Below are 25346 nucleotides of genomic sequence, written 5' to 3' on the forward strand. Positions count from 1 at the left end.
TGTCGCCCGCCGCTGCTATACATTGCGCCATCTTCTGATCTTCACGGAAACGAGTCGTTCGATGGCGTCAGTGATGTTCCGCGATGAGACCGCGACAGGCCGCGCTCTGGCCGAGTTGTCCCTTCCGGGCCTGCCCGACCGGATCACGGCCCGTGAGCTGGTGCGTCTTCGCGTCCGCGAGGAGGTGGCCCGTCACAACGCCGCTCCCGCGCCGTACTTCCGCGGTCTGGTCACGCCGACGGACGCCGAGGCGGAGCTGAACGGCTACCGCATGCGCACCACCCGAACGCTCGACTGGGAGAGGCAGGCCGACGCCGCCGAGGCCGCCTTCGCCCGGAACGGCTTCCTGCTGCTGGTCGGCGACCGCCAGATCGAGGACCTCGACACGGAGATCGACCTGACGGCCGATCCCGTGGTGTCGTTCGTCAAGCTCGTCCCCCTGGTCGGAGGCTGACGTTGGACGCCGGTCCCCGACTCGACGATCACCAGGCAGATCCGATCATGAACCTCCACGGCACACCCCTGTCCCCGCGGGCGCGCTTCCTACACGACCTGATGACGGGAGCCGCACGGTATGTCCAGCGGGAGCGGCACCTGCGCGACCTGTTCGCGGGCGTCGCCACCGCGAGTGACATACCCACGCTCGACGCCTCGCAGCTCAGCGCGTACGAGCTGGGAGCGCTGCTCCCCGCGGTGTACCGCGTCGACATCGAGAACGGCGATGCCGTCGACGCACGGCGGGAGGTCGAAAAGGAGGTGAGGGAGCGTCAGCCGCTGTTCACGCCCGAGGCGTGCGCCGACCTGTTCGACGCCATGGCCGGGCGATGGGAGAACATTCGGCTCGGGGCGGGCGTGCTGCTCCGGTGTCCCGCGGGCGCGCCGCTCGACCGGCTGGCCGATCCGGCCCGCGTCGTGGTGGAGCGCCTGCTCCGGGAGAATCGGCTCGACGAGCCCTTCTCGCTGCTGGCGGCCGCCGGGCTCGCCGGGATGGACGCCGAGGTGGCCGAGCGGCTCACCGCCGGTCGCGGGCCGCTGGCCGTGGCCGAGGTGGAGCTGCTGCTCGGCTGGGACGCGGCACAGCGGGCGTTGTTCGCCGAGTTCGTGGAGGAGATCTCCCCGGGCCCGCTCTACAGGGCGGTCCCGCCGCCGCTGCCCGACGCCCGGGAGCGGCTGAGCGCCCTTCCCGGCTACGTCGCCTTCGTCCGCAGCACCGTGGAGGCGGCCGCGGCCCGCGTCGACGCCATCCACGCCGGGGAGGTGCCCTACCGCGCGGAGAAGGCGTTCGGCGTGGGGGAGAAGCAGACGATCGGCCGCGCCGTACGGATCGCGCTCCTCCGGGACGAGCCGTGGCTGCCCGGGCCGCTGGAGCGGCTGGTGCGCGGCGTCGCGGTCGCGCCCACCAAAGCCAAGACCCTGCCCTCGCAGGGGGTGCTGTTCGAGATCGCCCGCGCGGCCGAGGACCACCCGACCCCCGAGGCCGTCTCGGCCCTGCGCGCCGCGAGGGACCTGACCCGGCACGCGGGCGTGCCCAAGCAGCTCGACCGCAAGCTCAAGCGCATCGAACCCGCGCTGGCCGACCGTGTTGAGGTCGCCTTCCGGCTGCCCGACGGGCGCGTACGGCAGGCGCTGGGCGAGCACACCGCGGTCATCTCGATCGAGGGCGAGACCGAGCTGTCGTGGTGGCACGGCGACAGGAAGCTCAAGTCGGTCCCGGCCGCGGTCAAGCGGGAGCACCCCGACGAGGTCAAGCGGCTGCGCGAGCTGGCCAAGCAGGTCGGCCGGCAGCAGAAGACCCTGGTCAGGGCGCTGGAGGCCGGGTTCGCCCACCAGGTCGCGCCGCCCTACCGGCAGATCGAGGGGCACCCGATCGCGGACCGGCTGATCTGGGAGTTCGAGGTGTCGCCCGGGGTGTGGCGCAGCGAGCTCGGGCTGACCGTGCCGGACGTCCCCGTGCGGCTGTGGCATCCCGCCCGCGCCACGCCGGACGAGGTGCGGGCCTGGCGCGAGGTCGTGCAGGACAAGGAGCTGCGCCAGCCGTTCAAGCAGGCATTCCGCGAGGTGTACCTGCTGACGCCCGCCGAGGAGGCGACCGCGACCTACTCCAACCGCTTCGCCGGGCACGTGGTCGGCTACCACAAGCTGTACGCCCTGCTCAAGCAGCGTGGGTGGCAGGCCCCTTATCTCGGGCCGTGGGACGGCGGCGGCGACGGGGAGGCCAGGCGGGTGCTGGGCGGAGGGGGCTGGCGGGCGACGTTCCTCCACGACTACCTCTGGCACGAGGACGGATGCGCCACCACCGGCGAGGTCCGCTTCCATCGGATGGCCGAGGACGGCTGGCGTGAGGCGCCGCTCGCCGAGGTGCCGCCGCTGGTGTTCAGCGAGGCGATGCGCGATGTGGACCTGTTCGTCGCGGTCGCGTCGATCGGCGCCGATCCGGAGTGGCTCGACCGGGGAGTGGACCGGCTGCGGGACTACTGGCAGTCCTACGGCTTCGGGGACCTGTCGGAGAACGCCCGGGTGCGGCGTGACGCGCTCGCCCGGTTGCTGCCGCGGCTGGCGATCGCCGATCGGTGCGTGCTGACCGATCGTTTCCTGGTGGTGCGGGGTGACCTGCGTACGTACAGGATCCATCTGGGGTCGGGCAACATCTTGATGGAGCCCAACGACGCCTATCTGTGCATCGTGCCGAAGGGGGCCGGTGACCGGGTCTTCCTGCCGTTCGAGGAGGACGGCGGCATGTTGTCCGTCATCGTGTCCAAGGCGTTCCTGCTCGCCGCCGACACCGAGATCACCGATCCGACGATCACCAGGCAGATCCGGTCATGAACCTCCACGGCACATCCCCCTGTCCCCGCGGGCGCGGTGCCTGCACACTCCACGTTCATGCCGGACTCGCGCGCCGATCCGTGCGCCGACCCGTGCGCCGACCCGTGCGACGCCGTGGCCGGGCGTCGATCGACCGCGTCCGGCCGGGCGCGCCAGAGGCGGGACCCGACGACGATGGCGGTATGACGACCGCCGCGAATTACGCCGAGTTCGCCGCACGAGAGGCGCACGGCGTGTCCCCGGCGTACGAGCGACTGGCGCTCGCGGTCTCCCGCGACCGCGAGCTGCTCGCGCTGCTCGGCGCGCTCCCGCCGGCGAAGCGGCAGCCGAACCTGCTGTTCGCCGTCGTACGGTTCCTCGGCCGGGCTGTGCCTCTATCCCGACCGGTACTCCTACCGCTACGGCGACCACCTGGTCGGCTCCGGCCAACCGGTCCTGGACTGCGCCGCGACCGGGGTGGCGCTACCGGGCCCCCGCTCGACGTCACCGATCCCCCGACGTCGCGTGGCTCGACGCGCTCATCTGGCCGGAACACGCGCACCGCCGCACTCGGCTACGGGTTCGCGTGACCTCGCCCGCGTCACTGGCCGCGGCGCAGTCTGCGCAGGAACGCCACGAGACCGGACCTCGGGCGCCCGTCGCCGCCGTCCTCCCCGCCGACCGGCGGCGACGGCTCGACGGCGGATTCGGCCCGGGGCGTGCCGGCGAAGCTCCGGCTGAGCTCGTAGTGCACGGGCAGGGAGCGCAGCGCGCGGACGAAGGGGGAGGGACGCCAGGGAAGCTGGTCGGCCGGAAGCGCCGGTTTCAGCGCCGAGAACCGGTCGAGCAGGCGGCGCACCGCGATCGCGGACATCTGTGCGGCCAGCCGCTGGCTCGGGCACCTGTGCGGGCCCGCGCCCCACGCCAGGTGGGCGCGGGTGCTGCGGACGGAGTCGCGGGCGAGCGCCCCGGCGAACCGCGGGTCGGCGTGCGCGCCCGCGATGGACAGCATCACCGGATCGCCGGCCGCGATCGTGAAGCGGCCGAGCTTCACGTCCGTCCTGGCGTAGCGGAAGGTCAGGTTGGCCAGCGCCGGATTGGCCAGGGCGACGCGGTTGACCACCTCCTCGATCGCACCGACAGAAACGCTCTCCCTGAGCCGGGGATTGGTGATCGCCTCGAGGATGACGTTGCAGATCAGGCTGCCGGTGAAGTCCAGGAAGCCGGACAGCATCATCAACTCGCGGGCGAGTTCCTCGTCGGTGAGGTCCGGCTTCGCCTCGATCATGTACGACGGCAGATCGTCGCCGCGCCGCTGCCGCTTGGCCGTCGCCAGTTCCAGGAGGGCGGCGTTCAACCGCTGGTACGCCCCGGCGGAGTCGGGGCCGTCCAGCAGGCGCCACTGGTCCTCCACCATGTCCTCGCCCCGCTCGATGGTGAGGCCGAGCAGGTGGTTGGCGACGAGCAACGGGAACGGCCGCCCGTACTGGGTGGCCAGGTCGGCCCGTCCGGTGGGCCCGGCCTCCGCCATGACGCCCACGAGGTCGTCGCAGTATCTCACCATGGCGCGTTCCAGCCGCTGCGCCTGCTCGCTCCCGGGTTCCTGGAACGGCCGGAGCCCCGCGATCCAGGCGCCGCGCAGCCCCCGGTGCCTCTCCCCGTCGTGGAAACCCGAGTTGTCGGCCCGCAGGAGGGCGAGCAGCGGCCAGTCGGCGGGTACGCGTCCTTCCGCGTACGCCCGCCAGTGGTCCACGCGCTTGCTCCACACGTCGCGCGCGTTCTGCATGATGTGCAGCACCTCGTCGTAGCCGAGCACGAACCAGACCGGTACGCCGAGGACGTCGACCGGGGCCACCGGGCCATACCTGGCGCGCAGGCGCTCGTGGACGAGCGCGGGATCGGCTTCGTAGTCCCTGGTGAGCAGGGACTCCAGCGGCAACGAGATGAGCCCTTCCACGGCCGACGCGGACCATCTTTCGGAGACCAACGGCTGCGCCTGCCTTTCCTGCCACATGTGGGGGTATGGGCGGCGATCTTAGAGCGTCCGCCCGCGAATGTCAGCGCCCCCGGCCCACGTGTGCTGCCGGATGGGGGCGGAGCGGCGACGTAGTGTGGCGGCATGACGCTGGAGCTCGACGGCAGGATCGTGAAGATCACGAATCCGGACCGCGTGGTCTTCCCGCGGACCGGGCACACGAAGCTCGACCTGATCTCCTACTACCGGGTGGTCGCCGAGGGAGCGGTGCGCGGCGTGGCCGACCGCCCGGTGATACTCAAGCGCTTCGTGCACGGCGTCGACCGGGAGGCGTTCTTCCAGAAGCGCGCGCCCGCCAAGCGCCCCGAGTGGGTGGAGGTCGTCGAGCTGAGCTACCCCTCCGGCCGTACGGCGGACGAGGTGGTGATCCGCGACCTCGCCCATCTGCTGTGGACGGTGAACCTGGGCTGCGTCGACCTCAACCCCCATCCCGTACGGGCCCACGACCTCGACCATCCGGACGAGCTGCGGATCGACCTCGACCCCGTGCCCGGCGTCGGCTGGGAGCAGATCGTCCGGGTCGCCCTGGTCGCCAGGGACGTGCTGGAGGAGCACGGCCTGACCGCCTGGCCCAAGACGTCGGGTTCGCGCGGATTCCACGTCTACGCCCGCATCGAGCCGCGCTGGAGCTTCCGGGAGGTGCGGCGGGCCGCCGAGGCAGTGGCCAGGGAGGTCGAGCGCCGGGAGCCGGACGTCGCCACCAGCCGGTGGTGGAAGGAGGAACGGCAGGGCGTCTTCGTGGACTACAACCAGAACGCCCGCGACCACACCGTCGCCTCCGCCTACTCCGTACGGCCGACCGGCCTCGTCTCGGCCCCGCTGGCCTGGGACGAGGTGCCGGGTGCCGGCCGGAGGACTTCACGCTCGCGTCGATGCCCGACCGGTACGCCGAGGCGGGCGACCCGTGGGCCGGGATGGACGAGCGGGCGGGGTCCCTGGACGCCCTGCTGGAGCTGGCCGAGGCCCAGGGGCCGCGGCCGGACAGGCCCGCCGCCCCGCCCATGCAGGGGCGGCGTCAGTCCGTCATGCCGCTCGTCGAGATCGCCAGGGCCGCCACACGGGACGAGGCGATGGCCGGGCTCGAACGGTGGAAGGCCCGCCATCCCGAGGTGGCCCGCCTCCTGCGGCCGGCCGACGTCCTGGTCGACTCGATGCGGGGGCGCAGCTCGACCTGGACGAGGATCAGGGTCAACCTCCGGCACGTCCCCGAGCCCGACCGGCCCGGCCAGGAACCGCTGGAGGTCGACTACGACCCCTGGGCAGGGCCGTAGACCTCCCACAGCTCGCCGAGGAAGAACCGGCAGAAGCGGGTCACGGCCGCCGTGCCGTCCGGCCCGGCCGTGCGGAAGGTCGTGAGCATCCGCACGAGGTCGGACGGCATGATGCGCAGCGTCCCCGCGGCGACCACGGCGGCGTCCTCGTCCCCGTCCTCGTCGACGTGCCCCTCAAGCAGGCGGGCGTGCAGGGTGGAGGTGTCGAGCCACAGGCGGGTCGGCGCGCCCGGCAGGATCTCCTTGTGCCCGGCCAGCGTGCGGGGCCGGCCGTCGGCGTCCCAGAAGCGCAGGCGGTAGCACATGCGCCGCTGCCCGGCCGTCTCCCCGGGGACGAACAGGTTGAACGAGCCACGGGCGATCGGCCGCCTGCCCCCGCACAGGTCGGCCTCGATCCAGCCCTCCGCCCTGGCCTCGTGCTCGGGCTCGGTGAGGAAGCGGTCGACGTCGTCGATCGTGATCGTGAGGCGGAAGGCGAACGGGCATCCTCCGGCTCCGCTCCCGCGTGCCGTACCGCCGGGCGCGACGGGCGCCAGGAGCCCCCGCATCTCCTCCACGAACCACAGCGAGGTCCGGCCCTCGAACACGCTCGGCTCGTCCGCGCGTCCGGCCGCGAAGGGGCTGCCGGCGGAGACGGCCGTCGGCTCCGGACCGGCCTGCGTTTGCGGTGTTCCCATCGTCTCCTGAACCTCCCCGGCGCCGGCCGGCACTGGGACGGCGGGCACCGCCGCCATCCCCACCGGCACGGCCTCCGCCGCCACCTCGACCGGCGGCACGGCGGACAACGCCACGCCTCCGACCTCCACGGTTCCGACCCCCACGGCCTCGGCTCCCACGGTCTCGACTCCCACGGCCTCGGCCCCCGCCGAAGGAACGGCGACGGCCGCGCGGGACTCCAGGATCCGGGTGCTCATGCGGTCGGCGAGCGCGGCGATCGTCAGCGACGGGTTGGCGCCGACCGGCCCCGGCAGGGCCGCTCCGTCCGCGACGTACAGCCCGGGGAAGCCGAAGACCTCCCCGTACGCGTCGCAGACCCCCTCGCCCGGATGGCGGCCCATCGGCGCGCCGCCCAGCGGATGCACGGTCATGACCCGCCTGCGCCACCACGGCGGGCTGTCGGCGTACTCCGCGCCGAGCACGTCGCCGATCCTGCGCATGATCGCCCGCAGCCGCTCGTAGTAGTCCTCGCTGGTCTCTGTCGTCCAGTCCACGTCGAGGCGGCCGTCGCGCAGGCGCAGCCTCCCGTCGGGGACGTCGCGGCCCATGCCGAGCAGCGGCAGCGAGGTGCCCGACAGCTCGCCCCGGCCGATCAGATCGGCGAACTCGGCCGACAGGTTCGTGTCGTGGGTGAGGATGTTGCGCAGCCGCCGCAGCAGGAACCGGGCGACCCTGCCGGGTCCCATGTCCGCGCCCTCGACCAGGTAGTCGACGAACTCGGGATAGCCGCCGTCCTCGATGTAGGCGCCGCGCCCGTCCGCGCCGTCGTCGAGCCGGATCGCGCTGGTGATGACCGGTCCGCGGCTCGCCCGGATGGGCCGGGTCCTGCTCCGGTCGGTGGCCCGCAGCAGGAACGCCAGCATGTCCCCGTTGCCGCAGAAACGGCTGCCGATCGTCCCGCTCAGGCCGGGGAAGGCCGCCCGGTTCTTCAGCAGCAGGTATGACGTGCCGTACGTGCCGGCGGCCAGGACGAGCCGGTCGCAGCTGATCGTGTGCGGCCCGGTCCACCGGGGCGGCCCGTCGCCGTCCTCGGGCGCCTCGTCCCCGCGCGGCATGTGCTCGACGTACTGCACGTCGTAGCCGCCGCCCACGCGCGGCCTGATGCGCCGCACCTCGTGCAGCGTGCGCAGGTCGGCGCCGTGGTGCCGCGCGGCCGACAGGTAGGTGTGGTCGAGGCTGTTCTTCGCGCCGTCGTTGCAGCCGAGGTCGCACTCGCCGCACAACCGGCACGTACGGCGCGGCACGCCGTGGAGGTTGCCGTACGCCGGGTCGGCGAGCGGCGCGCCCTGGCAGGGCTGCGCCCCCGGCGACGGCGCGAAGCTGACGGCCAGCGGCGGAAGCCGCCAGTCGAGCCCCAGCTCGGCCGCCGCGTCCCGCATGGCGAGCGTCTTCAGCGTGTCGTCGAAGCCGGGATGGCTCAGCGGGTAGGGCGAGACGCCGATCATGCGCTCGACCGCGTCGTAGTGCGGTTCGAGGTCGGCCCTGGTCACCGGCCACGACTCGTAGCCGCCGCCGGGCAGCGCCTGCTCGTGGACGAACCAGTCCTCGTCCTTGCGCAGCATGACGTTGGCGTAGATGAGGGAGCCGCCGCCGAGGCCGCTGGCGACCACCGAGTCGCAGTCGGAGAAGCTCCAGATGTCGAACATTCCGTACAGGCCCTCGGCCGGGTCCCAGAAGGCGCGGCCGAGCTGGGCCGGGCCGCGCGGGAAGTCACCCGGCGCGTACGCCCTGCCCCGCTCCAGCACCACCACGGACAGCCCCGCCTCGGCGAGGCGGCAGGCGGCGACCGCGCCGCCGAAGCCCGAACCGACCACGACCGCGTCGACGTGTTCCATAGATGTCTCTCAGTGTCGCGGTCAGCGACCGCTGTGCCGCTTCAGGAAGTCGAGGATGTGCGGGAAGACGTCCCGGTGCGCGTTCTTTCCGATCAGGGGGTCGATGTGCCCGTAGCCGGGCAGGATCCGCAGCTCGTGCCGTCCCGGCGCCGCCTTCGACAGGACGCGGTGGCAGACGATGTTGGAGTCGGTGAAGACGTCGTTGTGGTCGCCCGTCACGAACAGGATCGGCGTGTCGACGTCGGCCGCGTTGACCAGGTAGTCGTCCGGCAGCGCGGCGAACCTCAGGTCGCCGGTGTCGTACTTCACCGCACGACCGGCGGCCACCATCTTCCGCACGTGCCGGTAGTAGTGCAGGTCGCTGGCGCCGTTGAGGTCGGCGAGCCGCTCGTGGAGGTGCGTGCTCGGCGTCAGGTTCCCGTGGCGGTACATCGCGGGCCTGCCGCTGCCCCACATGAAGCTCTGCATGTGGCAGGCCGCCTCCCGGCACTCGGGATGGAAGAAGGAGACGGCGCGGGCCAGCAGCCACCGCCGCGTCAGCGGCGGCGCGTCCCTGAACCGCGGGTCCAGGTAGGACAGGCCCGTGCCGTACTCCAGCAGCGCGGGACCGAGGGCGAGCTTGAGGCGGGCCCAGGGGTGCACCCGGGGCGTCAGCGCGACGCTGTTGGCCACCACGCTGGCGATCCCGCTCACGGCCCCGGAGAACAGGCTCATGTGGAAGCTCACCGACCCCAGGCAGTGGGCCACCACGTGGATCCGCCGCGCCCCCACGTGGCGGCGGATCTCGCGCAGTGCTGCCGGGTGGTCGTACTGGGCGATGTCGTCCAGCGTGTGCCTGCGGGTCTCCATGGTGTACGGAAACCTGTTGCTCATCCGGAAGTCCAGCGTCCACACGTCGCCGAACCCGCTGTCGTGCAGGAACCTGACCAGGTTCGTGTGCTCCGGCATGATGAACATGTCGCTCGACGAGGTCAGCCCGTGCACGAGCAGCACGACGTCGTCCGGCGCCCCCTGCGCCGGCGTGTCGTCGCGGCGGAACCGGGTGAGCTGTAACCCCAGCTCGTCCTCGGTGGCGAACGGATGAACCGTGACCTCGGCGTCCCGCACGCCGTCGAGCGTGAACCGGGGTATGCGATGTTCCATCCGATCGCCTTTCTGCCGGGGCTTACGATCCCAGGACCAGCCATAGCGGCGACATCGTGGAAAACCCGTACTTGTCGGCACTCACCGCGTGAGGGCGGTCGCCACGCCGACCCGGGAGGTGACCTCCAGCTTGGTGAAGATCCGCGACAGGTGCGTCTCCACCGTACGGACACTGAGGAAGAGCCGCTCGGCGACCTGCTGGTTGGTCAGTCCCTCGGCGACCAGCAGCGCCACCTCCAGCTCCCGGGGCGACAGCCCGAACCTGGCCGCCTCCCCGCCCGCGGCCGTGGTCGCGCCGCCGCCCACCCGTACGCCGAGGCGGCGCAGCTCGCGCTCGGTGCGCGCCTTGAGCGCGCGGGCGCCGCAGGAGTCGAAGACCTCGGCCGCGGCGCGCAGGTTCTCCCTGGCGCGGCTCCGGCCGCCGGGCGTGCCGAGATGCGCGAGCCCGGCGGTGAGCAGGGCCCGGCCCGCGTCGAGCCGCCGCTCGCCCGCGGCCAGCAGCCGGGCCGCCTCCTCCGCGGCCGCGGCCGCCGCGGAGGGGTCCTGACGCGACAGCGCGTGCGCGCGGGCGAGCGCGGCGAAGCCGCAGTAGGCCGGCAGGCGGGGTTCCTCCAGCCGCACGGCGAGCGCCGCCCACTGGGCCGCCCGCGCGGCCGCCTCCGTGCCGGCCTCGGTGCCGGCCCCAGCGTCGACCCCAGTGCTCGTCTCCCGGGAGGCGTCCGCGTAGGCGAGCGTCTCGCACGCCTGGAGCAGCGTCCCCGGGTCCACACGCGGCGACTCGAACCGGTTGCACGCGTCGAGCACCGCGTCGACGCCGTCGGCGAACCGGCCCGCGTTGACCAGGGCCTGTCCCCGCGCGTAGCGGGCCGTGGCCTCCCAGGTCTCGCCCGCCCCGACGCCGCACCGCACGGCCTCCTCGCCGGCGCGGATGGCCGCCTCGTCGTCGCCGCTCCACGACTCGGCCAGGCAGAGCTGAGTGAGCGCGAAGACGAGCTGCTGGCCGGAGTCGAGCAACCGGGCGCCCTCGACGGACTCCTCCGCGGTGGCCCTGGCCTCCGCCAGGCGGCCCGTGGCCACCAGCGTCTTGGCCCGGCCCGCCAGCAGGTTGGTCAGGATGTAGGTCTGCCCGGTCGACCGCGCGACGGCCGCCGCCCGGTCGAAGTGGCGCAGCGCCTCGCCGTACCGGCCGAGGTAGGACTCGGCCCAGCACAGCCAGGCGATGGCGTCCAGCCACTCGGACAGGTGCTCGTCAGGAGCGTCGGCGAGCAGCTTGCCGGCGATCTCGGCGTAGCGCAGCGCGTCGTCCGTACGGCGGGCGGCCAGGGCGGGCATCGGGCGCAGCGCCGCCACCGCGACCGCGAGCCCGGGCTCCCAGTCGTCGGCGTTGTCGGGCATCAGGTCGAGCACGGCCTGGGCGGCCCGGAAGTCCACCCGCATCATGCTCTCGGCGACCAGGCGCATCCGCATGGGCACCGCGGCGGCCGCCCGCGGATTGGGCATGCGGCTCAGCTCGTCGAGCAGCAGCGCCCTGGCCTCCTGCGGGCGGTCGAGCTGGCGCTCCATCAGCGCGCAGACGCGGGCCGCGCGACCCCTGCGCGGGTAGTCGTCCTCGGGCAGCATGCGCAGCAGCTCGCGGGCGGTGTCGCGGCCCTCGGCCAGCCTGCCGCTGATTCCCTGGGCCCAGCTCAGCTCCAGCATCAGGGCGAGCCGGTCCTCCCGGGCCGCGGTGTCGTCCGGCATGAGGCGCAGCGCCGCCTGCAGCCAGTGCGCCGAGGTGGCAGGCGCGTGCGCGGTCACCGCGCGGGCCGCGGCCACCAGCACCTCCACCGCCGGCTGGTCGCCGAACGACCCGGAATGCTCCACGTGGTGGGCCTGTACGGTCGCCGGGGCGCCCAGCTCCGCCAGGTGGGCCGCGATCCTGGCGTGCGCGCCCAGGCGCCAGCCCGCCGCCGCCGACTCGTAGACGGCGCGCCGCACGAGGGGGTGGCGGAAGCGGAACCGCGCGCCCGCGCTGCGGACGATGTCGCGCTCGACCAGTTCGTCCAGCGCGGCCAGCGTGGCGGCGGGCGGCACCTCGGCGGCCACGGCGGCGACGGCCGGCTCGAACTCGTCGGCGGCGACCGCGGCGGCCTGGGCCACCAGCAGCGCGCCTGGGGACAGATCGCCCAGCTCGACCTGGAGCGCGGCGAGCACGGTCGGCGGCAGCTCGGTCACGTCGGTGCCGCCCATCCGGGCCAGCGCCTCCAGGTAGAACGGGTTTCCGCCGCTGGCCTCGTACAGCGCCATGCCGCGTCCCCGGCTGACGTCCGGGCCGAGGAACTGCCGGACCTCGGCCGCGCTGAGGGGACCGACCACGACCTCGTGCCCGCGAGGGCCGGCCGCCGCGGCCAGCCTGGCCACGCGTGGGGCGGCCTGGGCCGGGCGGTAGGCCACGGCCAACAGCACCGGGCCGGCGGGCGGGTGCCGCACGACGTGGTCGAGGAACTCGAGCGTGCCGTCGTCGGCCCAGTGGACGTCGTCGAGGACCAGCAGCAGGCCGGTGGGCCCGGCCAGCGCGCCCACCAGGTGTCGTACGGCCCGGTAGAGCCGATATCGGGCCAGGCCGCTGCGGTCGTCGGCCAGCGAGGGCTCGTCGCCGCCCGGGGCTCCGTCGGCGGCGAGCCCGGGGAAGACGCCGGACAGCAGGGCGGCCTGCCCGGACCCCACGGTCCGGACGACCTCCTCCCGGCGTGCGTCGAGATGGTCGTCGAGCGCGTCCACCAGTGCGCTGTAGGGGAGCATCTGCTCGTACTCGGCGGCGCGTCCCCACAGCGAGGTGAAGCCGTCCCCGCCGGCCATCGCCGCGAGCTCGCCGAGCAGCCGCGTCTTGCCCGCGCCCGGCTCGCCGGCCAGCGCGAGGAACTGGAACCCGTCGCGGCGGCTCGCGGCCATCGCGCCCCGCAGCGCGGTCAGCGCGTCCCGCCGCCCGACGAGTGGCACGGACGTGCCCGTGACGACCGGACCGGCCGTGCGTCCGTCCATTCGCACCCCACACGCGAACGCGCGGGCCGCCCCCGCCGGCCGCGCCGACAACACCCAGTAAATGCACTTTACAGATCACGAGACCCGGACAGGGTGCCGGTCCGGCATTGACACCCTATGGAAAGTATTCGAAAAGGAACTGGTCAGTTCGGGCGATTACGGGATCAGGGGTGCATGGCACCGGGTACGGGACGCGTCGTTCACACGTCGTCACCGCGGAGGTGCCAGGTGCTGGACCGGATCGCCGATCCCAGGGGGCGGCGCACGCCGTACGGACCTCCCGACGCGGTGGAACGGCTGGCCGCGGCCCTGCCGAGCCACATGCGCGACGCGCTCCCCCCGGTCATCCGCCTCGGCAGCCCCTGGCCGGTGCGCGTGGACGTGTTCCCGGAGGACGGCGTCGCCGAGCCGGACGTCGAGCGCTGGGTTCCCGCCGTCTCCGCCGCGGGTGCCAACGACGACGCCCTCGACCTGGCCGTTCGCGGCGGACGGGTCGTGGGCGTGCGCGGCCGGGCCGGTGACCGCGTCAACCACGGCAGGCTCGACCCCCGGGAGTGGCACGCCTGGCAGCCGCGCGGGGCCCGGCTGACCCGCCCCCTGGTTCGTGAGGACGGGGCTCGTGAAGGCGGGGCTCGGAAGGACGGGCGGCTGGTGGAGGCGACGTGGGACGTCGCGATGGACCGCGTCGCCGCGAGATCGCGGGAACTGCTCGCCCGCCCCGGCGGCTGGGGCCGCCTCGCCTTCCACACCGGCACGCGCCTGTTCCTGGAGGAGCACTACACCCTCGCCGTCATCGGCAAGGCGGGGATCGGCACCCCGCACATGGACGGCGACACCCGCTGGGGCGCGGCGGCGGCCGCGGCCGCGCTCGCGGCGAGCTTCGGCACCGACGGCCAGCCGGGCTCGTACACCGACGTGGACCACTGCGACGCGCTCGCGCTGTGGGGACACGACTGCGCCGCCACCCATCCCGTGCTGTGGGAGCGCATGCTCGACCGGCGGCTCGGCTCCAGGCCGCCCGCCATGATCGCGGTGGGCCCGGAGGGGACGGCGGCGGCCGGGGAGGCCGACGTCCACCTCGCCGTGCGTCCCGGCACCAACGTGGCCCTCCTCAACGGCCTGCTGCACGAGCTGATCGCGGGCGGCTGGCACGACGCGGCCTACGTCGCCGCGCACACCGTGGGGTTCGAACGGCTGTGGCGCATCGTCGAGGCGTACCCCGCCAAGCGGGCGGCGGAGATCTGCGCGGTGCCGGTCGGGCAGATCGAGCAGGCCGCCGAGATCCTGGGCGCGGCCGAACGGCTGGTGTCGACCGTGGGCCCGGCCCTCCTGGGCTCCAACCAGGCGACCGCCGCCGCCTGCCAGGTCAACAACATCCACCTGCTGCGCGGCATGCTCGGCCGTCCGGGGGCCGGGCTGTTCCAGCTCGGCGGGCCCGGGTGCGACGCGCTGGAGGCGGGCTCGGCCGCGGACCTGCCCGGGCTGCGCAACTGGGCCGACGCGGGGCACGTGCGCGAGCTGGCGGACCTGTGGAACGTCGACCCCGCCGTCATCCCGCACTGGGGGCCCGCCACGCACGCGACCCAGATCCTCAGGTACGCCGAGGAGGGCTCGCTCGGGCTGCTGTGGATCACGGCGTCCGATCCGGCGGCCACGATGCCCGGCCTCGACCGGATCCTCGCGAGGGAGGACCTGTTCGTCGTCGTCCAGGATCCGTACCTGACCGAGACCGCGCGGCTGGCCGACGTGGTGCTCCCGGCGGCGGTCTGGGGCGAGAAGACCGGCACCGTCACCGGCGCCGACCGCACGGTGCACCTGTGCGAGAAAGCGGTCGAGCCGCCGGGAGAGGCCAGGGCGGACCTCGACATCCTGCTCGACTACGCCCGGCGGATGGACCTGCGCGACCGGAACGGCCGGCCGCTCCTGCGCTGGACCGACGCGGAGTCGGCGTTCGAGGCGTGGAAGGCGTGCTCCAGAGGCCGTCCGTGCGACCACACCGGGATCACCTACGACCGGCTGCGGACCGGCGGCGTCCAGTGGCCCTGCATGCCGTCCAGCTCCCACGGCGTCGAGCGCCTGTACGCCGGGGGGCGCTTCGCCACCGGGCCGAAGGACTGCCAGACGTTCGGGGCGGACCTCGCCACGGGGGCCGAGTACGGCGAGGAGCGGTACCGCGCGGAAAACCCCGGGGGACGGGCCTTCCTCCACGCCGCGGACTTCGAGCCGTCTCCCGAGGTCGCCGACGACGAGCACCCCTTGGTTCTCGTCACCCGCCCGGGGCCGCACCGCTTTCCGGCCCGGCAGGCGGCCGACGCCGTGCCCGAGCCGTTTCCGGCCGAGCCGTGCCTGGAGGTCCACCCCGGCGACGCCGCCGCGCTCGGCGTCGAGGACGGCGACCTCGTCCGGGTCGAGTCGCCCCTCGGCGTGCTGGAGGCCGTCGCGCGCCTGTCGGGCGTACTCCCGGGGGCCGTGGTCCTTCCGCTCGACGGGCAGGGTGAGGCCGTGACGCGGGCGGTGGCGGAGTTGACGCTCACCGCGTGGGACCCCGTGTCCCGCCGGCCGCTGCGCACGCCCGCGGCGGTCCGGCTGGTGAAGGCCGGGCGGCGTGGGGAGGCCCCCGTGGGGGAGGGCCTCTACTCGGCCGCCGCCACCCGCCTCGGCCGCGGTGTGACCGCACGGCCCGAGGTGACGGCCGCGGCCGGAGGAGGGGAGGCGCCGGAACGATACGAGGAGGTCTGACGTCCGCGATCGCCGGAGACGAGGTGGGGTCGGCCTACCGGAAGGAAGCGACGAGACATGATCCTTGCAGGCGCACGCACCGCTTGGGGGGACGCCGCCCGCGGGTGGGACGATTCGTGAGCGAGCATCTGGCGCGCTACCTGGAGACGCTGTCCCGCACGCAGCACGCGCTGTCGTCCGGGTTCCGTGCGCTGCGGCGCGGCCATCCCCGCGAGTCCGACCTGTGCGGCGTCTGTGAGCGCCTGGCGGCGCAGTGCCGCGATCACGCCGAGCGGCTGGAGCCCTTCCTGCGGAGGTACCGCTCAGGGGGCCTCCGCGATCCGCGTCCCCCGCAGTCGCGAGCGCCCGTGACGCCGCCGGGGCTGGAGGTGCCGCGCCTGGAGACCTCCGGTTTCGACGCCGGAGGGTTCGACGCAGGGAGTTTCGATACCGGCGGTTTCGACGCTGGGTCTTTCGAGACCGGGCCTTTCGAAGCCGGGGGGTTCGACGCCGCGAGTATCGACGGCGGGGGTTTCGACGCGGCGGGCCTGGAGCCTGCGGACCTCCAGCGGGTGGTTCGCGGGGTCGCGGAACGCGAACGGGCGGGCGCGGAGGGCGCGGACGCGGGGGCGGCGCGCCGCCCCCGCGTGACGCCGGGACGGGGCGGCGGAGGCGGCGGCCTCGCGCTGCTGTGGGACCTGCACGGGCTGTACCTCCTCGGCACCGAGTGCGACCTGTCGTGGAGCGTGGTCGCGCAGGCCGCCCGCGGGCTCAGGGACGACGACCTGCTCGGCCTCGCGCGCCACTGCGCCCCCGAGACGGCCATCCAGTTGCTCTGGCTGCGCACCCGGATGCACCAGGCCGCGCCGCAGGTTCTCGTCGTCCCGTCCTGGTAGTTAGGAAAAGGGCGACAAAGCCCGTCATTAAGAGGAAATCTAGACAAGCGTCGTATGATTTCCGGCTAAATGGATTGTGTCCGCGTGGGGATAATTGATAGAAGATTATCTCGGCGCCGGCGACCGGCAGGGGTCGGCCGTGCCCATCGTGATACCGGTGCTCATGGCGGGGGCGTACCGGTGGTGGCGGGAATGCTTCGCCGGAAAAGGCGAGCGCCATGCCGCGATTTCACGACGGCGCCGGCCGCATTCGGCGGCCGGCGCCCTCGGGGATCACGTGACGCCCTCAGGACGGAGGCCGGCACAGCCCCCGGGCGCGTCCGTCCGTGGACGTCAGGCGGGTGGGGCGAGGATTCGAGTTCGTGGAGGAGAAGGCGGACGAATACGCCGTGCGCGCCTTCCAGGTGAAGTCGAACCGGCGCGCTCCGGCTCGCGGGATTCGCCGGCCACATCCCCCTTCCCGGGGACCCCGTTGTAGCCGAGAACTCCCATTCCGGCGCGCTGCGGGAGGCGACCGGCGGGTCCGTGAACCGGATCCGGCGGTATCGGCCGTCCGAGTTCTTCTTCATATCGGCTTCCGAATAGAGGAACCGGCCGTGCTGCCCGAGTTGTGCGGTCCGCCTTTTCCGCCCGCGCCCTTGGGGCCGCGCGTCCCTGCCGCGTCCCTTCCGGGCGGCCCGCCCCGCGGCTCGTCGGCGACCGCCGCTCGGGCGCGACGGAGCCCGGCGACCCGTCGACCATGCCGGCCGAGCGATCGTATGGCGACCGGCTCCATGACGACGCGGGGGCGGCCGCCGCCGGATCGCGACCAGGTCGGGAAACGACGAAACCCCGGCCTCGGCCGGGGTTTCTGTGGGTGGTGGACGATACTGGGATTGAACCAGTGACCTCTTCCGTGTCAGGGAAGCGCTCTCCCGCTGAGCTAATCGTCCGTGCCCGGATCTCGTCCGGACTCCGAGCGGAAGACGGGATTCGAACCCGCGACCCTCACCTTGGCAAGGTGATGCTCTACCACTGAGCCACTTCCGCAGCCATCGCTCGGGGTCTTTCCCGGCGACGCGTGAACAACTCTAGCGGATCCCGGAGGGTGCCGGTGCCAACTGCCTTCGATCCGCCAGCGCGCACGCGGCGCGTGACCGAAGCGGGGCGCGACGTTGACCTGCGGGGGAGGCCGTGCGCAGGATGAGGCGGCAACCGTACGCAGGAGGGGGTTACGCGATGGCGAAGGTGCTCATCATCACCGGCGACGCGGCCGAGGACCTGGAGGTGATGTACCCGTACCAGCGGCTTCTCGAGGAGGGCTACGAGACGCACATCGCGGCGCCGTCCGCCAAGAAGCTGCAGTTCGTGGTGCACGACTTCGTCGAGGGCTTCGACACCTACACCGAGAAGCCGGGCCACACCTGGGCGGCCGACGTCGCCTTCTCCGAGGTGAACCCGGACGAGTACGCCGCGCTGGTGATCCCCGGCGGTCGCGCCCCCGAATACATCCGCGGCGACCGGGACGTCCAGGGGATCGTCCGCCACTTCGCGGACGCCGGCAAGCCGATCGCCGCGCTCTGCCACGGGCCCCTGGTGCTCGCGGCGGCCGGGGTGCTGAAGGGCCGCGAGAGCAGCGCGTACCCCGCCTGCGCGCTCGACGTCGAGAACGGCGGCGGCACGTGGGTCGACAGCGAGGCCCACGTCGACCAGAACCTCGTGACCGGGCGGGCCTGGCCCGACCACCCGGCGTGGATGCGCGAGTTCATGAAGGTGCTGCGCGCCGCCGCCCCGGCCACCTGATCTTCGCGCCGACCCGCGGGGGGGGCGGCTCTCCCCGGATCCGCCCCGAGCGCCTGCGACCCCGCGCTCCACCCGCCGGCGGCCCGAGCGGCGTGGGCCGAGCGGCGTGGGCCGAGGCACTAGAGTCACCCGCCATGACCGCACTCGCCCCCTATCTCACCGCGACGGCGGAGGCGTACGACGCCGTCGCCGTCCTCTACGCCGATCTCTTCCGGGACTCGCTCGACCGCCTGCCGCTGGACCGCGCGGTGCTCGCCGCGTTCGCCGAGTCCGTGCGGGCCGGCGGCGCCGGGCCCGTCGCGGAACTCGGCTGCGGCCCCGGCTATGTGACGGCGCACCTGCAGGACCTGGGGCTGGACGCCTTCGGCATCGACCTGTCGCCCAGGATGATCGAGCTCGCCCGTGAGGCGTACCCCGGGCTGCGCTTCGAGGTCGGTTCCATGCACGCGCTGGACCTCGCCGACGGCGAGCTGAGCGGCATCGTGTCGTGGTACTCCGTCATCCACACGCCACCGCGGGAACTGCCGCCGTACTTCGCCGAGTTCCGCCGCGTCCTGGCCCCGGGTGGCCACCTCCTGCTCGGTTTCTTCGAATCCGAGGGCGACGCGGTGACGGAGTTCGACCACAAGGCGGCGCCCGCGTACCGATGGCCGATCGACGACCTCGCCGGGCTGGCACGCGAGGCGGGCTTCACCGAGGTGGGACGGATGCTGCGCGAGCCTCTCGAAGGGGAGCGGTTCCGCCAGGGCCGTCTGCTGATGCGCAGGCGGTAGATCCGAGCGGGGAAGGCCGGGCCCGCCGCCGATCCTGCACGGCGAGTTCGCCCCGGTGCGGCTACCACCCGCGCCGAGGCGAGCAGCACCTCCCGGACGAGGGAGACATGGGGGCGCTCCGGCGCGCCCGCGCGGCGGGCGAGAAACGGCGTGTTGATGGGCGGGTCGCCGGGGTCGAGGAGCGGCACCACCTCCCCAGTGCCCAGCTCGCGAAGGCACAGGTAGCGGGGGAGGACGCTGATCCCGGCACCGGCGGCGACCGCGGCCGGCACCCCCCGAAGATCCGGTACGACCACGGCCGGTGACATCGCCGGGCGCGTGCGGAACACGTGCCGCCAATACCTGCGGATGATGGGCAGGTCCTCGGCGTAGGCGACCAGCGGGACATCGCGCAGGGGGCCGGGATCGTCGCAGCCGACGGGGCCGATCCGCGCGGCCCAGGACGGCGCCGCCACCAGTACGAACTCCTCGTCCATGAGCGGTTCGGCGACGACCGATCGCCTGCGTGGACGTACGGCGGACAGGACCAGGTCGAAGCGCCCCGCGCGCAGTCCGTCGAGCAGGTCGTCGGCGAGACCGGTGGTCACCCGCAGCCCTACGCCCCGATCCACCAGCGGTGCCAGGGCGGGCAGCACCCGCACGAACAACACTTCGGCGGGACCGCCTCGGGGACGCCGTCGCCGCGGCGCTGGAGGCCGCCGTGGAACTACACCGCCCGATCGCACTGGAGAAGGCCGACCCGGGTGAGTATGCGGCCGTGTTCTACCCGGGCGGGCACGGGCCGATGGAGGACCTCGCGCCGGACGCCGACTCGGCCCGGTTGCTCACCGCGGCGATCGAATCCGGCACGCCGCTCGCCCTCGTCTGCCATGGTGTGGCCGCCCTGGCCGGCACCATGGACGGTGACGGGACCTCGCCCTTCGCCGGCTACCGCGTCACCGGCTTCACGAGGGCGGAGGAGGAGCAGGCCGGCCTCGCCGACCGGATGGCGTGGGTGCTGGAGGACCGGCTGGTGGCGCTGGGCCTGCGCTTGTCCGCCGGCGAGCCGTGGGCGTCGCACGTCGTCGTCGACCGCACCCTGCACACCGGGCAGAACCCGGCTTCGTCCGCCTCCCTGGCCGCCGCGCTGCTGAAGACGCTCAGCTGATCCGGGCCGGTTCCTGACGCGGCGCCGGCATCGCCGGGGACGATCTCTGGACTGATCCTGCCCGAAAACGGGCAGGAAACTTGTTAGTCGGCATCAGTGCTGCGTTAGGGTCCTGCTCTGTGTCCACGGCACGGCATCCCTTCGAGGATCTGATCGGCCACCTCACCCGGACCACTTCACTTGGGCCGGGGGAGGCGGCTCGCGTGGTGGCCGACGTCCTGACGTACTTCGGCGAGCCCGCGGAAGAGTACGTGCGGCGCCGCCACGGCGAACTCAAGTCGAGGGGGCTGACGAACGATCAGATCTTTCCCAGAATCTCCGCCGAGCTCGCGGGAAGGCGTGTCGCGGCACCGGAGCTGACCCTGCGCCAGCTTCGGCGGATCGTTTACGGATAGGAGCGGTTATGTGCGGAATCGTCGCTTATGTCGGGCCTAAGGATGCGGCGCCCATCCTGCTCGAAGGTCTCCAGCGACTGGAGTACCGGGGCTACGACTCGGCCGGCCTCGCCGTAGTGAACGCCAAGAGCCTCAAGACGCGCAAGGTCAAGGGCCGGGTCGCCGACCTGGCGGCGGCGGTACCCGCGAAGTTCAAGGGCACGAGCGGCATCGGCCACACCCGGTGGGCCACGCACGGCGCGCCCAGTGACGTGAACGCGCACCCGCACCTCGACCAGGAGCAGCGGATCGCCGTCGTGCACAACGGCATCATCGAGAACGCCGACGAGCTGCGCCGCCGCCTGGAGGGCGAGGGCGTGAAGTTCGAGAGCGAGACCGACAGCGAGGTGCTCTCGCATCTCATCGGGCGCATGGTCAAGGACACCGACTCGCTGCGGGAGGCCGTCCTGCGGGCGCTGAAGAGCGTGGTCGGCACGTACGGCATCGCCGTCATCGACGCGCAGCGCCCCGGCGAGATCGTGGTGGCCCGCAACGGCAGCCCGATCGTGCTCGGCCTCGGCGAGAAGGAGATGTTCGCCGCCTCCGACGTCGCCGCGCTCATCCGCTACACGCGCCAGGTCGTCCACCTGGAGGACGGCGAGCTCGCGGTCATCAAGGCCGACGGGTTCAACACGTTCACCAGCGACGCCAGGGAGACGGCCAAGGAGCCGTTCACGGTCGACTGGGACGCCGGCCACTACGACAACGGCGGCTACGAGCACTACCTGCTCAAGGAGATCTCGGAGCAGCCCGACACGGTCGCCCGCACGCTGCGCGGCCGGATCGACGACCGGTTCCACATCGCCCACCTGGGCGGCCTCAACATGGACGCCCGGGAGACCCGCTCGTTCCGCCGCGTGAAGATCATCGGCTGCGGGTCCGCGTACTACTCCGGTCAGATGGGCGCGCAGCTCATCGAGGAGCTGGCCCGGATCCCCGCCGACGCCGAGCCCGCGTCGGAGTTCCGCTACCGCAGCCCCGTCGTCGAGCCCGACACCCTGTACGTCGCGATCAGCCAGTCGGGGGAGACCTACGACACGCTCGCCGCCGTGCAGGAGCTCAAGCGCAAGGGCGGCCGGGTGCTCGGCATCGTCAACACCGTCGGCAGCGCCATCGCCCGCGAGACCGACGGCGGCATCTACCTGCACGCCGGTCCCGAGGTCTCGGTGGCCTCCACCAAGGCGTTCATCTCCACGGCCGTGGCGTTCGCGCTGCTCGCCCTGCACCTCGGCCGCGTACGCGACCTGTCGCCTGCCGACGGCCGCAGGATCTGTGAGGGCCTGCGCCGGCTGCCCGAGCAGATCAAGGAGATCCTCACGCTGGAGGACCGGATCAGGGAGCTGGCGAAGAAGTACGCCGACTCGCCGGGCATGATGTTCGTCGGCCGGGTGCGCGGCTACCCGGTGGCCCGTGAGGGCGCGCAGAAGCTCAAGGAGATCTCCTACGTCCACGCCGAGGCGTATCCGGCGAGCGAGCTCAAGCACGGCCCGCTCGCGCTGATCAGCCCCGAACTGCCGACGGTCGCGATCGTCCCCGACGACGAGCTGCTGGACAAGAACCTCACCACGCTGGGCGAGATCCGGGCCCGGCACGGGCGCATCCTCATGGTCGGCCACCGCACCTCCGAGGCGGCCGACGACTGCATCGTGGTGCCCAAGAACGAGGTCGAGCTCGACCCCATCCTGCTGACGATCCCGCTGCAGCTGTTCGCCTACTACGCCGCCGTCGCCCTGGACCGCGACGTCGACCGCCCGCGCAACCTCGCCAAGAGCGTGACGGTCGAGTAGGACCCGTGTCTCCCGTACGGCCCGCCCGCCCGGTGCGGGCCGTACGGCGTTGCGGTCCGGGTCCGTGCAGGGCCGTCCGGGCGACGCCGGTGGTCAGACCGGGGAAATCACGCGCGACCGGATGGCGGCGACGACCTCGCTCGTGTCCAGGCAGGCGATGCCCATACCGGTCATCTCGCGGTCCGCGTCGGTGGTCCAGCCGGAGAGTGCGTCGCGAACGGCGACGGTGCGCAGGTCGCGTTCGGTCGCGTCGACGAGCGTGGAACGCGGGCAGTTCGGGTAGTTGCAGCCGGCGACGACCACCGTGCTCACCGCGCGTTCGGCCAGGTGTTCCAGCAGCCGGGTGCGGAAGAAGGCGCTCCAGCGGGGCTTGTACAGGATGTGCTCGTCCGAGCCGATCTCCTGCGCGTGTCCCGCCAGGAGCAGGTCCGGGTCGAGCTCGCTTCCGGGCGCCGGCTCGCCGGCGAGCTGGGAGCCCGGCGAGTGCGGGTTGACCTTGCCTCGCAGCGTTCGCCGGCACAGGTCGGCGTTGCTGCCGTCGGACAGGTACAGACGCACGATATGCACGATGGGCCGTCCCGCTTGGCGAAACGCGTGCGTCAGGCGCCGGACCGCGGGCAGCACCTCGGTGGTGCCGGCGACGTCGGCGACGAAGTCGCGTTGCAGGTCGATGGCGAGCAGAGCGCTGCGGGAGAACTCGGGGCTGGTGTATTCGTCCACGCCGGCCACGTTAGGCGGGCGAGCCGTACCGGTCTTGTACGTCGTTGCGCGCGAACCGGCCCGGGGTGGCCGCGAACGTGCGGCGGAAGTGGCGGTGCAGATGTGCCTGGTCGTAGAAGCCGCTCTCGGCGGCGGCGCGCGCGACGGTGTGCCCGGCGGTCAGGAGCTGCTGGGCACAGCGCAGGCGTAGCTGGAGCAGGTAGCCGTGCGGAGTGACGCCGGTCTCGCGGCGGAAGGCGCGCAGCAGCTGGAATCGGGGCAGGCCCGCCACACCCGCGAGCTCCTCCAGGGCCGGGGTGCGCCGAAGGTCTGCGGCCAGGTGCCGCTGCACCTTCGAAACGGGCGCCGGCGGCGTCGCAGTGATCCCGCGGCGTGTGTAGCGGGCGAGGATCTCCGTGCACAGCGCTCCGAAGTCTTCCTGCGCGGCCAGGGAGTTCTGGTCCTGACGGCGGTGCAGCCGGATCAGGCGGGCGGCCAGATGCGGGTCGTGCGGAGTCGGTGAGGGAAAGGTGGGCCGGTGCCCGGCGAGTTCCGCCAGCAGCGCCGGTGGGAGGTAGAAGACCCGGTAGTCCCAGCCCTCGGCGATGCCGGGGCGGCCGGCGTGGATGGTGTCGGCGTCGAGAAGGAGCAGGCTGCCTGCGTGCGCGTGCTCGGTGGCGCCGCGGTAGCGGACGGCCTCCACTCCGCGCTCGATCGCCGCGATGGCGTACTCGCTGTGCGCGTGCGGAACGAAGCGATGCGTACGGAAGGACGCTTTCACCAGCCGCATGTCGTCCCGGCCGTAACGGTGCTCGACGAGGTCCTCCATGACTGCCTTTGTATCCGGCGTCGCCCCTGACAGGGGAATCCAGGGTGGGCCGGCCGGAGGCGCCTCCCACCGGGCACGTCGACCCTCATCGATCACCGCAGCCGTAACGTCCGTTATGTGGTGACATGGTGTAGTTAGTCATAGTCTGTGCGTGTAAGGGACTCTTCCGGCAGGAGGGTGCCGACATGCGACGCCGTACGGTCCTCGCGCTGGGGGTCCTGGCCCTCGCGGGCGCGTGCGGCGTCCAGGCGCCGCCGCACCGCAGGGAGCTCTCCCTGGCCGTCCCGAGCCCGCCCGGGGGATGCGGAGACGGCGTCGCCGCCGGGTTCAAGTCGCTCGTCGAGGGGCGTGGCTGGGCCCGGGCCGTACGCATCACGCGGGAGGCCGGCGACGGCGGGACGGCGCTCGCCCGGCAGGGCGGGCCGCGTACCGACCTGGTGATCGCCGATCCCGGGCTGCTCGCCGCCTGCGCGCTGGCCCGCGACCCGCTCCTGGTCGCCAGGGCCGTCCCGCTCGCCCGGCTGACGGGGCAGTGGGAGGTGCTGGTCGCCTCGCCCGACTCGGGTTATCGCACGTTCGAGCAGTTCGCCGCCGCGCTGCTGCGCGACCCCGGAGGGCCCAGGGTCGCGGGCGGCGCCGACCGCGGCCCGGAGCACCTGCTGCTCGGCATGACCGCGCAGGGCCTGGGGGCCGACCCCCGCCTGCTCGACTACGTCGCGTTCGACAGCAGGGCGCAGGCCGTCGCCGCGGTCCTCGACGGGCGGCTCGCGCTCGGGTTCGGCAGCAGGCGCGAGGTCGCCCCTCACGTGCGCGCCGGACGGCTGCGGCCGCTCGCGGTCTCCTCCGCCGAGCGCCTGTCCGGGGTGGACGCGCCGACGCTGTCGGAGTCGGGCGTACGGGTCGTGTACGCCGACTGGACGGGGCTGATCGCCCCGCGCGGCACGCCCGAGCGGGACGCCCTGCTCGACCTGTGCCGGGCCGTCACCGACACTCCGGGCTGGCGGAGCCTGTGCGACCGCAACGACTGGACGCCGATGTGGCTCGACGGCGACGACTTCAGCCAATGGCTCGTCGGCGAGGCGCGCCGTACGGCCCTGCTCCTCAATGATCTCGGACTCCGCTGAAAAACACAACTTGTAGGGGTACTTGCGGGAAGGGCCACAAGATGTAGGATCCATCGCGTTGCTGGTTCACCCCAGGTGAGGCAAGAGGGAACCCGGTGCGAATCCGGGGCTGCCCCGCAGCGGTGAGCGGGAACGACCGCCGTCACACGGCACCGTGCCTTCGAGCACTGTGCCGTGAGCACAATGCCTTGAGCACTGTGTTCGTCAGCACTGGGCGCGAGCGCGCCTGGGAAGCGACGGCCAGTAGGACCGGCGGGCGCGAGCCCGTCCGGACGCCCGCGAGTCCGAAGACCTGCCAGTGACGCGCGCGCATGGGCGCGCGCCCCGCGC

Annotated in this window: 17 protein-coding genes, 2 tRNA genes, 3 pseudogenes and 1 riboswitch; of the genes and pseudogenes, 13 read left to right on the forward strand and 9 right to left on the reverse strand. The window is 73.0% G+C overall.

Translation table 11 applies throughout. From position 1 onward, the window contains the following. Positions 1–61 precede the first annotated feature (61 nt). From FLW16_RS34765 to FLW16_RS46300, 3 genes and pseudogenes are all read left to right on the forward strand, one after another. Positions 62–454 carry a hypothetical protein gene (locus FLW16_RS34765; RefSeq protein ID WP_142564690.1) on the forward strand — a complete coding sequence of 131 codons (393 nt, stop codon included), beginning with the start codon at positions 62–64 and terminating at the stop codon, positions 452–454. Positions 455–501: 47 nt separating this feature from the next. Next, positions 502–2826 carry a DUF4132 domain-containing protein gene (locus FLW16_RS34770; RefSeq protein WP_142564693.1) on the forward strand — a complete coding sequence of 775 codons (2325 nt, stop codon included), beginning with the start codon at positions 502–504 and terminating at the stop codon, positions 2824–2826. A 182-nt stretch (positions 2827–3008) separates the two neighbouring features. After that, a pseudogene (locus FLW16_RS46300) lies at positions 3009–3117 on the forward strand (hypothetical protein); the annotation flags it as partial. 289 nt (positions 3118–3406) lie between these two features. On the opposite strand, the gene FLW16_RS34780 reads toward FLW16_RS46300, so the two are convergent. Further along, a complete protein-coding gene (locus FLW16_RS34780; protein WP_221891428.1) occupies positions 3407–4762 on the reverse strand; it encodes a cytochrome P450 in 1356 nt (451 codons plus the stop codon). A gap of 162 nt (positions 4763–4924) precedes the next feature. Here FLW16_RS34780 and FLW16_RS45600 point away from each other — a divergent pair. Together FLW16_RS45600 and FLW16_RS45605 are read left to right on the forward strand one after the other, a co-directional pair. Further along, positions 4925–5632, forward strand: a pseudogene (locus tag FLW16_RS45600) (DNA polymerase domain-containing protein); the annotation flags it as partial. A gap of 80 nt (positions 5633–5712) precedes the next feature. After that, positions 5713–6111: a hypothetical protein gene (locus tag FLW16_RS45605; protein ID WP_260615920.1), complete on the forward strand. Its 399-nt coding sequence runs from the start codon at positions 5713–5715 to the stop codon at positions 6109–6111. Here FLW16_RS45605 and FLW16_RS34790 read toward each other — a convergent pair. The 3 genes from FLW16_RS34790 to FLW16_RS34800 form a co-directional block, all read right to left on the reverse strand. After that, a complete protein-coding gene (locus FLW16_RS34790; protein ID WP_142564697.1) occupies positions 6087–8663 on the reverse strand; it encodes a GMC oxidoreductase in 2577 nt (858 codons plus the stop codon). The two genes, FLW16_RS45605 and FLW16_RS34790, sit on opposite strands and share 25 nt — an antisense overlap. Positions 8664–8684: 21 nt before the next feature. Continuing rightward, positions 8685–9806 carry an alpha/beta fold hydrolase gene (locus FLW16_RS34795; RefSeq protein WP_142564699.1) on the reverse strand — a complete coding sequence of 374 codons (1122 nt, stop codon included), beginning with the start codon at positions 9804–9806 and terminating at the stop codon, positions 8685–8687. Between the two features lie 81 nt (positions 9807–9887). After that, positions 9888–12827, reverse strand: coding sequence for a LuxR family transcriptional regulator (locus tag FLW16_RS34800; protein ID WP_142564701.1), 2940 nt, complete (start codon positions 12825–12827; stop codon positions 9888–9890). A 228-nt stretch (positions 12828–13055) separates the two neighbouring features. Here FLW16_RS34800 and FLW16_RS34805 point away from each other — a divergent pair, with 228 nt between their 5' ends. Together FLW16_RS34805 and FLW16_RS34810 are read left to right on the forward strand one after the other, a co-directional pair. Beyond that, the gene (locus FLW16_RS34805; protein ID WP_221891429.1) at positions 13056–15566 is read left to right on the forward strand and encodes a molybdopterin oxidoreductase family protein; all 2511 of its coding nucleotides are present in this window, start codon (positions 13056–13058) and stop codon (positions 15564–15566) included. Between the two features lie 116 nt (positions 15567–15682). Then, complete coding sequence (locus FLW16_RS34810; protein ID WP_142564705.1) at positions 15683–16441, forward strand: hypothetical protein; 759 nt, start codon at positions 15683–15685, stop codon at positions 16439–16441. An 857-nt stretch (positions 16442–17298) separates the two neighbouring features. Here FLW16_RS34810 and FLW16_RS34815 read toward each other — a convergent pair. Together FLW16_RS34815 and FLW16_RS34820 are read right to left on the reverse strand one after the other, a co-directional pair. Continuing rightward, positions 17299–17373: transfer RNA gene (locus FLW16_RS34815), tRNA-Val, on the reverse strand. A gap of 25 nt (positions 17374–17398) precedes the next feature. Beyond that, positions 17399–17470 (reverse strand) — tRNA-Gly (locus tag FLW16_RS34820). A gap of 189 nt (positions 17471–17659) precedes the next feature. On the opposite strand from FLW16_RS34820, the gene FLW16_RS34825 reads away from it, so the two are divergent. Together FLW16_RS34825 and FLW16_RS34830 are read left to right on the forward strand one after the other, a co-directional pair. Next, positions 17660–18223: a DJ-1/PfpI family protein gene (locus FLW16_RS34825; protein WP_142564707.1), complete on the forward strand. Its 564-nt coding sequence runs from the start codon at positions 17660–17662 to the stop codon at positions 18221–18223. 134 nt (positions 18224–18357) lie between these two features. Beyond that, on the forward strand, positions 18358–18996 hold the full coding sequence (locus FLW16_RS34830) for a class I SAM-dependent methyltransferase (RefSeq protein ID WP_142564709.1): 639 nt from the start codon (positions 18358–18360) through the stop codon (positions 18994–18996). Positions 18997–19130: 134 nt separating this feature from the next. On the opposite strand, the pseudogene FLW16_RS34835 reads toward FLW16_RS34830, so the two are convergent. After that, positions 19131–19721: pseudogene (locus tag FLW16_RS34835) on the reverse strand (substrate-binding domain-containing protein); the annotation flags it as partial. On the opposite strand from FLW16_RS34835, the gene FLW16_RS34840 reads away from it, so the two are divergent. From FLW16_RS34840 to glmS, 3 genes are all read left to right on the forward strand, one after another. After that, entirely contained in the window at positions 19697–20143 is a 447-nt protein-coding gene (locus tag FLW16_RS34840) for a type 1 glutamine amidotransferase domain-containing protein (protein ID WP_260615908.1), read from the forward strand. The pseudogene FLW16_RS34835 and the gene FLW16_RS34840 overlap by 25 nt on opposite strands. A gap of 119 nt (positions 20144–20262) precedes the next feature. Next, entirely contained in the window at positions 20263–20538 is a 276-nt protein-coding gene (locus tag FLW16_RS34845; protein WP_079319166.1) for a hypothetical protein, read from the forward strand. An 8-nt stretch (positions 20539–20546) separates the two neighbouring features. Continuing rightward, a complete protein-coding gene (gene glmS / locus FLW16_RS34850) occupies positions 20547–22364 on the forward strand; it encodes a glutamine--fructose-6-phosphate transaminase (isomerizing) (RefSeq protein ID WP_142564713.1) in 1818 nt (605 codons plus the stop codon). 93 nt (positions 22365–22457) lie between these two features. Here glmS and FLW16_RS34855 read toward each other — a convergent pair whose 3' ends face one another. Both FLW16_RS34855 and FLW16_RS34860 read right to left on the reverse strand, forming a co-directional pair. Further along, a complete protein-coding gene (locus FLW16_RS34855) occupies positions 22458–23084 on the reverse strand; it encodes a cysteine hydrolase family protein (protein WP_142564715.1) in 627 nt (208 codons plus the stop codon). A 10-nt stretch (positions 23085–23094) separates the two neighbouring features. Then, positions 23095–23892, reverse strand: coding sequence for an AraC family transcriptional regulator (locus FLW16_RS34860; RefSeq protein ID WP_142564717.1), 798 nt, complete (start codon positions 23890–23892; stop codon positions 23095–23097). 185 nt (positions 23893–24077) lie between these two features. Here FLW16_RS34860 and FLW16_RS34865 point away from each other — a divergent pair, with 185 nt between their 5' ends. Further along, positions 24078–25016, forward strand: a complete 939-nt coding sequence (locus FLW16_RS34865) for a tripartite tricarboxylate transporter substrate binding protein (protein WP_142564719.1) — start codon at positions 24078–24080, stop codon at positions 25014–25016. A 45-nt stretch (positions 25017–25061) separates the two neighbouring features. Further along, positions 25062–25331, forward strand: a riboswitch (cobalamin riboswitch). The last annotated feature ends 15 nt before the right edge of the window (positions 25332–25346 follow it).

Source organism: Microbispora sp. KK1-11 (assembly GCF_006874435.1).
Lineage (GTDB): Bacteria > Actinomycetota > Actinomycetes > Streptosporangiales > Streptosporangiaceae > Microbispora > Microbispora catharanthi.